The organism is Adhaeribacter pallidiroseus (assembly GCF_003340495.1).
Lineage (GTDB): Bacteria > Bacteroidota > Bacteroidia > Cytophagales > Hymenobacteraceae > Adhaeribacter > Adhaeribacter pallidiroseus.
This window is the reverse complement of the sequence record NZ_QASA01000001.1, coordinates 1,056,935-1,070,443: the sequence shown is the minus strand read 5'-3', so window position 1 is coordinate 1,070,443 and position 13,509 is coordinate 1,056,935. Positions and strand designations below refer to the sequence as shown.

Genomic DNA, 13,509 nt, shown 5'->3' with positions numbered 1-13,509 from the left:
CCATGATAGCAGCCAATTTTACCGAGTTCAGGACCAATCTTACTACTTACTTAAATGAGGTAGAAGATAATAATGAAACTTTGATTATTAAACGGGGCACCGGCAACGGAGCAGTACTTATTTCTTTAAAGGAGTATAATTCCCTACTGGAAACCATGCATTTATTAAAATCAAAAGAAAATGCGGCCCACTTATATCAATCTATTGAGCAAATGAAAGCCGGCGAAATTGTCCGGAAGGATTTGAAGGAACTGCTCAATAACGAATGATTAATTTCTCCAAAGCTGCCTGGCAGGAGTATGAAAATTGGCAGGCAGAAGACAAGAAGATCGTTAAAAAAATCAACGAGCTGATAAAAGAAATTCAGCGCACCCCTTTTGAGGGAAAAGGCAAACCGGAACCTCTTAAATATGATTTAGCCGGTTTTTGGTCGCGCCGAATTGACCAGGAACATCGCTTAGTATACAAATACCAGCAGGGAGAAGTATTTATATATAGCTGCCGGTATCATTATGAATAAAAATGGCTGCTTGGGATATGGCACTTTTTATTACTGTTACCATTAAGCTGTAATATTATGCCCATGTTTGCCTCCTCCCATCCAGGAGAACTTATTAAAGAAACTATTACGGGTTTACGCGAAGAAACCGGCCAGAAACTAACCATTGAAGAAGTCGCTACTGGTTTAGACACTACGCGCAAAACTCTTTCCGCTATCATTAATGGCAAGCAAGGTATTACACCGGTAATGGCTATTCAATTGGCTACTGCTTTTGCTAATACCTCCCCTAAATTCTAATTGAAGATACAAAGTAACTACGATTTAGCTTAAGCCAAAAATTGGTTAAAACCGATGGTATTCGGGTTTTTGAAGATGTAGCAACCTAATAAAAATTATGCGAAAAAGCAGTCTAATTTTTGCGCCACTTGTTTTGGCATTATATAGGCATCTTACTTAATAAATGGTTACAAAACGAGTATTTTAAACGTATTTAGAACCATCTTTTAAATAAATAAGTTGGGTTCGAATCCCGCCACTCCGACGGACAAAAAGCCGGTAAACGATGAGTTTACCGGCTTTTTTATTTTAACCATTTTACACTTTAAAAGCTTATTTCCAGTAAATACCTGACTTTTAAGAAGAATTACCACCCTAAAGCATTTTTTTACGTATTTATACTTATCTAATATAAAATCCGGATTTAAACTAAATACTAAAATAACTATGGCAAAGAATACTATTGCTATCGAAAAATATGGCATTCGCTTCGGCCTGATTGCGGCAGTAGCTATGTTCGGCTACTTCTTGCTGATCAATGTTCTTAACTTACAAAATGTGGAAGTTATCCGGTTTGCCAGTAATATTTTTATAATTGGAGCGGTAATTTGGGCTATTTATTCTTTAAAAACCAACACCCAGGGTCCGGTACCTTATTTACCCGGGTTGGGCATTGGTTTTCTGGTCGGGCTGATTGGGTCGGTGCTATACGCTATTTTTATATACGTATACGCCAAATTCCTGAATCCGGATTATGCCGCCATACTCGAAACCCAGGATTACTACGGCTCGGTAATGAGCCCGATGATGCTGGCGGGTGCTATTACTATTCTGGGAACCGCCGTAGGCACCATGACCGGCTATATTCTGATGATGGCTTTTGATAACTCCGGCGCGAGAACGGCGGAATAGCCTGCTTCCGGGCTAATTTTTTAAAATTTTAATAGAAAAGCCGGTCTTTGAACCGTTTTTTGTGCTTTTCGGTATAACGCCTTCCCGAAAATTGAAGCTATCGATGGTGCTGGGTAACCCACGGGGTCCCACCCGTTTACCAGGTATATAGATTTTATCTAGGCTTCACCCACCAAGAAGAGGAAAGCTTTACAGATCCGGGTAATGTGCAGTTTTTTATCTATTAGGCGATGGCTGCTTTTTTGCATTTTAACTCAACACGTAACCAAATTGTCGAAGCAAACTTCCCAAATTTTCCGGAGTTGTTGTAACCAAAAATCTTCCTCCTGCATTCTTTTAATTTTGCTGTGGTAAGAAATATCCCAGTTTAAACAACTAAAAACGCCCAACTACTTTATTGGCTTTAAGAACACTTTTCCTTCATCATCTAAAATATAATTTTCATTATAATTGTAAACCCTTCGCATGCGCAACGCATTAAGATTTAGTTGGTTCGTAAGCCGAACTCCTTTATTAGTTAACAGGTATAAATCATAGGTAAAAGGATATTCCCCCACTCTAAAGTATATTGGTACGCATCTATAATATTATGGTCCGGATCTGTTTTTAAAATCAATATATCGTTGTACTCCCGGATGACATTGCCGTAAGCCAATCCTTTGTATTTAGCGATAAATTTGTAGTACTTATACACCCCGCTTACCGGCCGGAAAAAAACCGAGGCACTGTCCAGTGAATTATAGGCCTCCATTTTACTGTTAAATTTATTAAGCAGGCTGTAATTAAAATCAGCATTGGCCGCACTATCTACGATAATGTAATTTTTGCCTATTACTTTATTGGCTCTTTCCAGACTATCCAAATCGGGAAAAGGGGGAAAATCAGGTTTAACCACTCCGGAGTGCTTACCTGACTGGCATGAAAAACCAATAGCAACAACAATCAATATTAAAAAAAAAGTAAACTTTTTCATTCCGCATTGATAATTAACAGCAAACAACTGGATATACCCAACAATTTAAATCAGGGCGCTTATAGATGAAATATTGCCATTTTTTTAATGGTTATTGCTGTTTACCAATTTACATATTTTATAAGAAAAAACGTTATTCCGTTTATTTCTTAGCAACTGGCTTTTTGTTGCTGCTACTTTATGCGGGTGGGTTGATCCGGATTTAAAATCTAGAATTTTGCTTTACTGCTGCAACTCTTTCTCGGGATAAATCCACGTAAACAGGTAAGCTTCTAGGTAATACTGGTATTATTTTATTTACAGTTGCGGCAAGACTTACCCGATAATCCGGTGGTTCCAGCTACTAGTTTTAATTAGTTTTTTTTGAAAGAACTATCCAGAAGCCTTAAAACATAGCCAACTTCTAAGACTTGTTTATACTTTTTATGAAAATGTTTAAATAAAAGTATAAATCAAATTCTAGAGCAAACAAATTGTTTTTAAGCTAATTTCCAGACTCATCGTGCAAATTAAAAGATCATTGCCGCATTTAAGCTGCATTAAAATTAAATTAACTTCAGATTAATGCTATTCTAATTAAATCCGGAAAAATCACTCAAAAATACCTGCCTACAAACTTGTTTAAAGGCCTAAAATTAAAAAATTATTAAATTTTTATTAAAATAGCATTAAAACTAAGAGCTATTTTAAAAAACAAGTATTTTAATTGAATTTTAATATCATTTTAACTGGGCATTAATTTCGTTGGTAAATATTTGCATTCTAACTAAACGCAAACAATTACTTACCTAAATTTCTGAACTGTGAAAAAGATAGTTATTCCTACGGATCTTACCCCGCAATCGTTAAACTTAATAAAATACGGCCTGCAAGTAATGAAAGGCCAGACCTGCGAAATTATTTTACTGCATTTTATTCCTTTACCTGATTCTATTACCGATTTAATGATGCTACCGCGTGTGGAAGAAACGCTAGCTCTCCCGAATACACCTTTCCATAAAGCATTGGAGCGCATGCGTAAATTATACGCCGTCGAAATCAGCCATCTGGAGTTAATTCCGCTATACGGGGGCAATCCGCTCAAAATTCGCAATTTTATCGATGACTATAATATCGACTTAATTCTTTGTCCGGTCATGGAAGTGAATACCTCCGATACCCATAACCCCGAACCGTTTAGTTCTTTAGTGAAAGATGTTTCGTGTCCGGTGCTGTACATACCCCACGAAACCGAATCTATCCGTTTCCGGAAAATTGTATACCTACTCGATACCGATGATAAATACTCTTTGCTGCTCAACGATTTATTGCTGAATCTAACCGCCGGCCGCGATCATTACGTTACTTTTTTAATAATTTTTAAACCAGATACTACCCGCGAAAAACTTAAGTACGTGCTGGATAAAATATACCACACCGAGCAGTTAAAAGGTTTAAACTGCTCGGTGCATTTACTTCGCGAGAAAAATTTTACCGGAGGCGTTTACACCTTTGTGGAAGAATTTAAAGTAGACTTGCTCGTTACAGGCCGTAAAAAAAATCTGCTTGGCAATTTGTTCACCCGCAAGCGCACTTCCAGCGATATGGCCAAACACACCAAAGTTCCCTTCCTGAGCATTTCTTAAATATTCGGCTAACCTGCCGGTTAAAGGTTGTACTCACTTTAGTTAAAAATACTATGTTATTGAAAAAAAATATTCCCATATCCTATATATTCGGGAAAGTAAAATATGAAATAAGTTTTGTATTTGTTTATGCTACTATTATTGGTATTTGGGATAAATACTTTCACACCATTAATATTAATATCCCGCTGAGTGTGCCCATGGTGCTGGGCACAGTGCTCTCGCTGCTACTGGCATTTAAATCTAACCAAGCCTACGACCGTTGGTGGGAAGCCCGCATTGTGTGGGGCGCCATTGTAAATGATTCCCGAACCTTGACCCGGCAGTTGCTTAATTTTATATCAGACCCTTACGTATCGGTTAACGTGAAAAACTTTCAGGACCGCTTCGTGCATCGCCAGATTGCCTGGTGCCACAGCCTGGGCCAGTCGCTCCGAAATCAAATACCTACCCAAAAACTCGATCAATATTTGGAAGCGGCCGAATTAGAGTACGTGGGCAAACACGATAACGTGCCCAATGCGCTGCTGCAACTGCACAGCCGCGATTTAAAAATGCTTTTGCAGGAAGGTCAAATTAACAAATTTCAGCAATTAGGTTTAGACGAGACCCTAACCCGGCTTTGCGACTCTATGGGTAAATGCGAACGCATCAAAAACACGGTATTTCCGGTGACATACAGCTTATACATTCATTTCTCGCTGTTTATATTCGTGTTGCTATTGCCCTTTGCGCTCCTGGAAACCTTTGGTTTATTTCAAATTCCGATGGTAATAACGATTGCCTTGTCTTTCTTTTTAATTGAAAAAATGGCGATTCACTTACAGGATCCTTTCGAAAATAAACCTACCGATACGCCAGTTACTTCTATTACCTTAACCATCGAACGTAACCTCAAACAAATGGTAAACGACCATCACCAAGTTCCGGAAAAAGTAAAAGCTACCAGCTTCTATGTTTTGTAAGTAAAAGGAATCACAACTAATTTTTAAAATTTTCAGCAGCAAGGCTTCTCGAACTTTGCTGCTGTTTCCTGTAAGTCTGCCCGCCAAAATTCGTTCCATAGTGAACCGTAAAAATAAACATGAAAGCTTATTAAGTAAAATATGTCACGTTTTATGGCCTGGATACTTCTACAGAATATATCAAAATAAGACAAAATTTAAAAAACTGTACTTATAAACTTGTCCAAACCTGGGGCCTCCAGGATATTTCCTCTTTTTATAGCTTCTTATCCTGTACCTTTTTCAGCTGGTACATCTAATTTCAGGAATCCTCTTCAAAAATTAGAATTTTAGCGGTGTTATTCAATAAGCTTAATTTTAAAGCTCTTCGACTATATAGATAAAATATGGTTTATTATATATTATTCTGGTACTCTGGCAAGGCCATTTGCCGTTTCTATCTTTTTGGATTAAATAGGAAATACTATATAAATAAAGGCATAATATTTATTCATAGAAGGTATAAGCAAATATTAAACGCAATCATTTTTAAGACTTAATCACCACATGAACGCTACTTCTACTATCTCAGCTCCAGCCAATTCTTTTATTTCCAACATTTCTTCTAAGGCTACTATAACGATAGATGCTGCGGAGTCTTTGGTGCAAGTAAGCTGGACAAGTACTCCTTCTCTGAGCGATTTAGCGGAATCTGCTGATTACTTAGTGTCGATTATTAAACAGTACCGCATTACACAGTTGTTACATGATGTACGGATGGTAGATTACGTAAACATTGACGTACAACGGTGTTTAACCCACGTATTTTGCCCACAAATTATGACTGCTGGTGTCACTAGAATAGTACACTTGGCCAACTATGTAATGCCAGACTTGCTGCTGATCGATCAGATAACAGAATGTGTAAAGCACAGATATGTAACAAACCGCCATACCAAACTCGAAATTTGCACAACACCGGAAGGAGCGGCGGAGTGGTTTAAGAATAATTCTATCGCCAAACCAACAGTAACCCAGAAGCAAGCAGAAGTGAAACTAGCAGCACAAGTAGCGACGATAAACGAATTTTCTTCGGCAATTACCCTTTTAAGAACTTACAAAGAGAAAGCTTATTTATTAGGTAAAATATTGTTCAAGCCTAAAGCTTTATTCTCTAATTAACAATATTTAATTATTTTGGCGCTTAAGCATTAATTTAAATTTAAAAAAGTTTTAACTGCCACTTAAGCTAGCTTTACTAAAGTTTAACAAGAATTTGTTAATTCCTTTTTTACGCATTTTTACCTCCGCTCGCCTATCTGTTGGCGCCACATGGCATAGTATAAGCTTTTTTGTGTAAGCAAGTCCGCATGACTTCCTTTTTCTACAATTTTACCTTTTTCCAGTACGTAAATAATATCGGCGTGCAGAATAGTGGAAAGCCGGTGCGCAATTAACACGGTTATTTGCTCCCGCTGCGCCGAAATCTCCCGAACAGTATTGGTTATTTCTTCTTCGGTAAGCGAGTCAAGCGCCGATGTTGCTTCGTCAAAAATAAGCAGCCGGGGATTGCGAATCAGGGCCCGCGCAATGGATAATCGTTGCTTTTCGCCGCCCGACATTTTCAGGCCACCCTCACCAATTGGCGTATCAATACCTAAGTCCGAGCGAGCTAATAAGTTGGTGCAAGCAGCTTTTCCCAATGCGGCCATTATTTCAGCATCTGTAGCATCGGGCTTAACCAAAAGTAGATTTTCTTTAATAGTGCCCGAAAATAAGTTAGTTTCCTGCGTTACAAAACCCAATTGTCGGCGCGCCTCGTTCAGCCAAATGGTTTTTGCCGAATAATTATTATACCGTATCTCGCCGCTTACCGGTACATACAAGCCTACCAGTAATTTTACCAACGTTGATTTACCTGAACCTGATGGCCCTACAAAAGCCAGCGTGTCGCCGGTATTGGCTGTAAATGAGATGTCATTAATGGCATTTTGACTAGCGTTTTGGTGACAAAATACTACTTGCTCAAACCGCAACTGATACAAGGGACCAATATCAATTGCTGATTCAGGGCGGTTTTCTATTGGCTTCCGGAGAAGTTCGTCGAAATTAATTAGAGCTGCATCTGCTTCGCGGTATGCCAGAATAATAGTTCCTAAATCTTGTAGCGGCCCAAAAATGCTCACCGAAATAAATTGCATCGAGATTAATTCGCCTGTAGAGAGCACCTCTCGGAAAATTAGCCAAAGCAAAGTAAACAAAATAGATTGTTTTAATAAGTTAAGGGATGTGCCCTGCAAAAACGATAAAGTACGTACGCGCTTTACCTTTTCCATTTCTAAACTAAAAATCTGCTCGGTGTGGCCACGCAGGCGCCGTATTTCCTGAAATGTAAGTCCTAAGCTTTTAATTAATTCAATATTTCGCAAAGACTCGGTAATAAAACCCGCCATTTTGTTAGTAGCCCGGTTTATGGAGCGCTGCATGGTTTTTATTTTGGCGCTCAATAAACTGGTTAATCCGCCTAAAACAAAAATGCCCACTATAAATACAGGAACTAAGGCCCAGTGTTTTGTAATAGCGTACCACACCAGAAAACAGACTCCTACTACAGAAGAAAATAATATATTAATGAAAGCGCTAATAAAACGTTCGGTATCGCGGCGCACCCGCTGCAGGATAGATAAAGTTTCACCGCTATTTTGATTGGCATACTCCTGATAAGACAACCGTAAGGTTTGTTTCAGGCCATCGTTAAAGATCTGTACCCCAAATTTCTGTACTACCAGATTCGTTAAATATTCCTGAAAAGATTTGGCCAGCCGGGCAAGTAATGCAACAATTACGGCCAGGAACATAAGCCATAGTGCACCTTGTACCCGTTCCTCCGCTGGCAAGGTGTAAGGCGGAGTAGCATAATTATCAATGATTTTTCCGAAAATAACCGGGTCCAGTAGTGTAAGTATCTGGCTTGCTGCTGCCAGCAACAAAGAAGAAAATACAAGCTGCCGGTGAGGTTGCAGATAATGCCAAAGTACGCGCATATTTAAGAACAAACGTAGAGTAGTTTACCTTAAACGTGATTTAACAAAAATAAATGGCAGTACCTGTTTACCACGTATACTTTCCACTATTTTTGCGTTATCAGAATTAGTATATTGGCAGAATAATGAATAAAGACTTCGACCGTACCCAGCTTCTTAAAACCGCACTTAATCATTCTAGCATCACCATCGACGAGTTAGCCAATCGTTTAGGATTAACTCCTATTTTACTGTACCATAATCTTGAAAGTGAAGAGGAAGGTGATCAAACGGTAAAAGCCGTAGCAACTGGATTAGGGATTCCAACTTCTTATTTTGAAGGAAAGTATTATTATAACGAACGAGGGCAATTGGTACCGAGCGCACCAAAGTAAGCCGGAGAACTTCATAAAATTTAAGTTCTTACGCTGTTGAATTTCGGATAAAAATTATCAAGCACGTAATTTTTGAACAATTTTTAAATTATTTTAAAATATTGCTCTTGCAAGTAAAATATTTGACCAAAACAGTTTAAGCCGTTAAGGTACAAAGTAGAAGGAAGTGCGCTGCTTTAAATGCATCATCAAATTAAATAGCTAATTTTAGTTTTATAATCAAAGAATTAGATAGCAGTACTATTAGTTTAGTGTGTTTACAGATTAAATGTAGCAGCTTTACTTAGTTATTTAAATACGAAATCATTTTTTACTCCCATAGTATTTAGTTTTGTAAGCTTGCCTCCACATGCTAAAGTTAATTCAATTGGAGCTATCATTACTAAATAAAACAGCATTCTACCTGCAAGTTTGTGTTAAGAACAGGAACGTTCTTCTTAATTTTAAAATTTGTTAAATATAGATAAAATAGTATTAATTACATTATAAATCAAAAAATACGCATTTATGCAACCTTATTAATTTGGTACTTTATAAAGTAGTAGTTAACTTAGGGCAACATTAAAAATAACACTCATCTTTAAGCAATTAAATATTATTCCGGTAAATTTATAAAGGCCTAGCAAAGATCTAAGCCTTGTTTTATCAGGTATTATTAAGTAAAAAGTATTTATATAATTTTTTATAAGTTAAGTACAGAAAATCAATTAATTACGGTTATAAACTTCTGTTTTTAGTATAATTTACCTTCTACTTTATGAACACTAATACTCAAAAGCTGATAAATAACAATTTTACTTTTTTCAAGACCAATTTTGTTTTTCAATAGTATCCATCAAAATATATAATATAAACAATAGATAACCTGGATCTTCAAATTCTTTCCGATATAAATGAATTATTTTAACCATAAGCAACTATCTACAAGGATGTATTAGTTTTTTTAAAAAATAGGATAGCTACCAATTCTTAACATAATCTATTTGGTTTAAGAGTAAATGTTACGTGGATAATCAGCTTAGCAAAAAGATTATTTTACCTTCCTTTCAGAAAATATAAGCCGAACGCAATCTCTCTTGAATGTTTTATCCTGGATGAGAGAATAAGTTTAGTAAAAGCCCACTTAAAACACCTTTAAACTACTTTAATCCAACCCAAGTGAACACTTTTACCAACCCGCTTACTGTATTCCGAACTAAATATTCCTGCAAGCATATACTGCTGGTGTTGGCTACCTTAGTTTTTTTTAAAGCTCCGGCACTACATGCCCAAGTAGCCATAAAGTGGGATGCTGCATTTGGAGGAAGTGGTAATGATGTTATGCAATGCCAGCAACAAACTAGCGATGGCGGCTATATTTTAGGTGGAACTTCCACCTCTCCGGCCAGTGGCGACAAATCTCATAACTCGAAAGGAAAAGAAGATTTTTGGATAGTTAAAGTAGATGCCACAGGTAAAAAGCAGTGGGATAAAACATTTGGCGGAAGTGGCAAGGACTTTTTTCAAACGGTGCAACAAACGCTTGACGGAGGTTACATTTTGGGCGGGTATTCCAACTCGCCGGTCAGCGGCGATAAGTCGGATGTTGCTTCTTTTGAATATGATTACTGGGTAATTAAAATTGATGCTGCCGGAAACAAACAATGGGATAATACCTTTGGTGGGAAGCGGAATGATTTTTTAATTTCGGTTTATCCTACTAACGATAAAGGGTATATTCTAGGCGGTTCTTCTAATTCACCGGTTAGCGGAAAGCTAGGACTAAACAAATCCAAGGGCTCCAAAAAAGATACTGATTATTGGATTATTAAACTGAATTCGCGCGGCCAAAAAGAATGGGATCGCACCATAAGCGGCAGCAGTTTTGACTATTTACGTGTAATCAAACAAACTCAAGATAAAGGCTTTATTATTGGAGGTTATTCTTATTCGCCCAGCAGTGGTAACAAAACAGGTGCGAACAAAGGATTCGGTGATTATTGGATTGTAAAAGTTAATAAGTTAGGATTGATAGAATGGAATAAAACCATAGGTGGCCGAAACGAAGATATTCTGGAGACACTAGAAATAACGAAAGATGGCGGCTATGTGCTGGGCGGTACTTCTAGTTCCTCTGCGGGTGGTAACAAATCGCAAAACACAAAAGGTGAAACAGATTACTGGTTGGTTAAAATGGATAATACGGGCAAGATAATCTGGGATAAAACCCTTGGTGGTAGCCGGAAAGACAACCTGCGTTCAGTGAAACAAACTAGCGATGGTGGCTATATTGTAGGTGGTTACTCTACTTCGCCAGTTAGTGGTGATAAATCAGAAAAATCGAGTAAAGACATTGATTTCTGGGTGATAAAATTAGATGCTTCTGGCTCCTTGAAATGGGATAAAACTATCGGTGGCAATCAGGAAGATGGTCTACAAGCGGTTCAGCAGATTGGTAAAGGACAATATATTTTAGGTGGTTATTCTTTATCCTCCACTTCGGAAGATAGAACGGTGTCCTCTAAAGGTAATTATGATTATTGGTTGGTGAATATTTTAGTTGCCGAAGAATCGGCGAGTAATAACGCGGGTACTTATGCTTTAACTTTAAAGGTCGATGGCAAAGGCTCCATTAATCGAAGTATAAAAAAAGATGCTTATATAAGTGGTTCTGTCGTTTCTTTAACGGCAAAGCCAGCAGCCGGTTATAAGTTTACTGGTTGGAGCGGCGCGGTAAATGTTCTTCAGAACCCCTTAACCATTACTATAAATGGCAATAAAAATATTACAGCTATTTTTGATCCTATTGGCCATAATGTATACGAAGCCGAAGAAGCTTTTCTTAAAGGTGCCGTAATCAGTAGCGAACACATGGATTACAGTGGCAAAGGATATGCCGATGTTAAAAGTAAAAGTTACTCAATTATAAGATGGGTTATCACCGATCAACAAGCAGGTAATTGCGAAATAAGCTTTCGGTATTCCAACGGCAGTGGCAATAGTTACCCAATAAAAGTAATTTTAAACGACGAGGTAATTGATGACTCCAAACCCTTTAAAGCAACCGAAACCTGGTCTACATGGTCGATTGTTAGAATTAATGCAAATTTAAAAGCCGGGGTTAATGAGATCCGATTGAAATCGGGCGAAAAAGGAGGACCTAACGTTGATTATTTGCGAATTAATAATCTGTCTACTTTAGCTGAAACAGAAGTAGCTACCAGCAACAGCATGGTTTTAAACCCAGTGGAACAAGAGACCTCAGATACAGAGCAGGTTACTCGGTTAAGCGCTTATCCTAATCCCGTACCAAATGCTACTACTCTTACGTTTACATTTGATCAGGAAGAAGAATACGAACTGAGTATTTACGATTTAGACGGCACAGTTATTCATTCTTTTCCGACCAAAGTTGCCAAAGCAAACGAAGAAGTACAAATACTTTGGGACGCAGCTACGGTACAAAGTGGTATATACGTGGCAAAGCTTAAAACAAAAAGCGGCGTTCAAACTTTACGAATAATAAAAAAGTAAATTAAGCTTACAGAATTTTTTAAATTTTAAGCGGGAATACTACTTAAAATTTAAAAATAAACACCGGCTTAAATTATAAAAGCCTGGCTCATAAGAACCAGGCTTCAGCGCGTATTAAATGTTTGTCTAAAGAATTAAGCGGCAGCGGTTTGTTCGTCTTCGCGATCTTCAATTACCTTCTTCAGCTTAACAATAGCTTGTGTAGCCCGTTCCTCGTCCAATTTATTTATGTTTAATAACATTTTAGTTTTTTCCTGACGGGTAATTACCGGATTATTTAGCAAACGAATAATTTCTTCTTTTTGCTTCGCCGAGGCATACTTAACAGAAGTAGCCGGAGTAGTTTCGGGTTGCTTTTCAGCTTCTACCGGTACTGCTTTCATGGCTTTAGGCTCGACTGCTACCTGGGGCTGTTCCACTTTAGGAGCTTCCTGGTTATTGCCCGAATAATCCATTTCCTCGGCTGGCGTAGGCTCGTAACCAGCTGCTCGAATAATCCAGGCTAAAATATTACGGTAAGCTTTACCAATTGCGCGGGTTTGCGCCATGGAAGCAATGGCAAATTCCTGATAGTATTTTTTACCTTGTTCTTTGTTCGAGCAAATAGCAAAACCAGCACCTACTACCTGCTCGGTACGTAAATTAAGTAAGTTTACCTTTGCCTGGTATTTAAGCTCCGTATCTGTACTTACATTAATTACGTGCTCTACCACCGGCAGAATGCCTAATCGGGAACCCGCATACTGCCATCCTTCTACGTTTACGTATTCCTTGCCTTGTATATTTTGATATAGTTTATTCTCCTTAATAAATTTCGCAAGGTCGATGGCCAGGTGCATGGTTTCGTCAGATTTCGCGATATCGTAACTTTCGATTCGCGACTTCTTAACAAGCTTGTTTTCATTTGTTTCCTGATTCATTTCGTTTGTTTTTATGTTCATATTGTTAACATATTCACTAAGAGTTTGGTGCCAAACAGGTAGCGAAATTAGCAAATTATTCTCCTTGATAATCAATTAGTTATAAACAAATATAAAAATATTTTCTATTTTAATTAGCAATAATATCTATTAATTTTAGCATTGTAAAATGCACACTGTAAATATAGTATAAAATTAATATATTAACTAAATTTAATTGTTACGGAAGCTTATTTACTAGTTCTAGTCTAATAGGTTTCAATCGACCAGGAATTATTTAAAAATCTTTTAATCAAGGAGTTATAATGTTGTAAAGAAAAATCGTTCGAATTTCAGAATAGCTGTTGTTTCCTAAACTAATCTTTTTGCACTTCTCTATTTTTAAGGAGAAATTAATAAGTTAGTAGCCAGACAGATTATGTTGAG

12 protein-coding genes are annotated in these 13,509 nt (G+C 37.5%); 9 read left to right on the top strand and 3 right to left on the bottom strand.

Going from position 1 to position 13,509, the window contains the following annotated elements; translation table 11 throughout:
• Positions 1 to 2 precede the first annotated feature (2 nt).
• The 4 genes from AHMF7616_RS04140 to AHMF7616_RS04125 all read left to right on the top strand — a co-directional run bounded on the left by AHMF7616_RS04140 (position 3) and on the right by AHMF7616_RS04125 (position 1,690).
• Positions 3 to 269 (top strand): type II toxin-antitoxin system Phd/YefM family antitoxin, encoded by a 267-nt coding sequence (locus AHMF7616_RS04140; RefSeq protein WP_115371734.1) that lies wholly within the window; start codon positions 3 to 5, stop codon positions 267 to 269.
• Entirely contained in the window at positions 266 to 520 is a 255-nt protein-coding gene (locus AHMF7616_RS04135; protein ID WP_115371733.1) for a Txe/YoeB family addiction module toxin, read from the top strand. The genes AHMF7616_RS04140 and AHMF7616_RS04135 overlap by 4 nt, the downstream gene beginning before the upstream one ends.
• A 57-nt stretch (positions 521 to 577) precedes the next feature.
• Positions 578 to 799, top strand: coding sequence for a helix-turn-helix transcriptional regulator (locus AHMF7616_RS04130; RefSeq protein ID WP_115371732.1), 222 nt, complete (start codon positions 578 to 580; stop codon positions 797 to 799).
• Between the two features lie 426 nt (positions 800 to 1,225).
• On the top strand, positions 1,226 to 1,690 hold the full coding sequence (locus AHMF7616_RS04125) for a DUF4199 domain-containing protein (RefSeq protein WP_115371731.1): 465 nt from the start codon (positions 1,226 to 1,228) through the stop codon (positions 1,688 to 1,690).
• A 517-nt stretch (positions 1,691 to 2,207) separates the two neighbouring features.
• On the opposite strand, the gene AHMF7616_RS04120 is transcribed toward AHMF7616_RS04125, so the two are convergent.
• Complete coding sequence (locus AHMF7616_RS04120) at positions 2,208 to 2,663, bottom strand: hypothetical protein (protein ID WP_115371730.1); 456 nt, start codon at positions 2,661 to 2,663, stop codon at positions 2,208 to 2,210.
• 803 nt (positions 2,664 to 3,466) lie between these two features.
• On the opposite strand from AHMF7616_RS04120, the gene AHMF7616_RS04115 reads away from it, so the two are divergent.
• The 3 genes from AHMF7616_RS04115 to AHMF7616_RS04105 all read left to right on the top strand — a co-directional run bounded on the left by AHMF7616_RS04115 (position 3,467) and on the right by AHMF7616_RS04105 (position 6,414).
• Entirely contained in the window at positions 3,467 to 4,288 is an 822-nt protein-coding gene (locus tag AHMF7616_RS04115; RefSeq protein WP_115371729.1) for a universal stress protein, read from the top strand.
• Between the two features lie 53 nt (positions 4,289 to 4,341).
• Positions 4,342 to 5,253, top strand: a complete 912-nt coding sequence (locus AHMF7616_RS04110) for a bestrophin family protein (RefSeq protein WP_115371728.1) — start codon at positions 4,342 to 4,344, stop codon at positions 5,251 to 5,253.
• A 546-nt stretch (positions 5,254 to 5,799) separates the two neighbouring features.
• Complete coding sequence (locus AHMF7616_RS04105) at positions 5,800 to 6,414, top strand: hypothetical protein (protein WP_115371727.1); 615 nt, start codon at positions 5,800 to 5,802, stop codon at positions 6,412 to 6,414.
• Positions 6,415 to 6,533: 119 nt separating this feature from the next.
• Here AHMF7616_RS04105 and AHMF7616_RS04100 read toward each other — a convergent pair whose 3' ends face one another.
• Positions 6,534 to 8,276 (bottom strand): ABC transporter ATP-binding protein, encoded by a 1,743-nt coding sequence (locus AHMF7616_RS04100; protein ID WP_115371726.1) that lies wholly within the window; start codon positions 8,274 to 8,276, stop codon positions 6,534 to 6,536.
• A 125-nt stretch (positions 8,277 to 8,401) separates the two neighbouring features.
• Here AHMF7616_RS04100 and AHMF7616_RS04095 point away from each other — a divergent pair, with 125 nt between their 5' ends.
• On the top strand, positions 8,402 to 8,650 hold the full coding sequence (locus AHMF7616_RS04095) for a helix-turn-helix domain-containing protein (RefSeq protein ID WP_115371725.1): 249 nt from the start codon (positions 8,402 to 8,404) through the stop codon (positions 8,648 to 8,650).
• Positions 8,651 to 9,808: 1,158 nt separating this feature from the next.
• Positions 9,809 to 12,163 (top strand): InlB B-repeat-containing protein, encoded by a 2,355-nt coding sequence (locus AHMF7616_RS04090; RefSeq protein ID WP_115371724.1) that lies wholly within the window; start codon positions 9,809 to 9,811, stop codon positions 12,161 to 12,163.
• 134 nt (positions 12,164 to 12,297) lie between these two features.
• On the opposite strand, the gene AHMF7616_RS04085 is transcribed toward AHMF7616_RS04090, so the two are convergent.
• Positions 12,298 to 13,104: a hypothetical protein gene (locus tag AHMF7616_RS04085; protein WP_233507319.1), complete on the bottom strand. Its 807-nt coding sequence runs from the start codon at positions 13,102 to 13,104 to the stop codon at positions 12,298 to 12,300.
• Between the last annotated feature and the right edge of the window lie 405 nt (positions 13,105 to 13,509).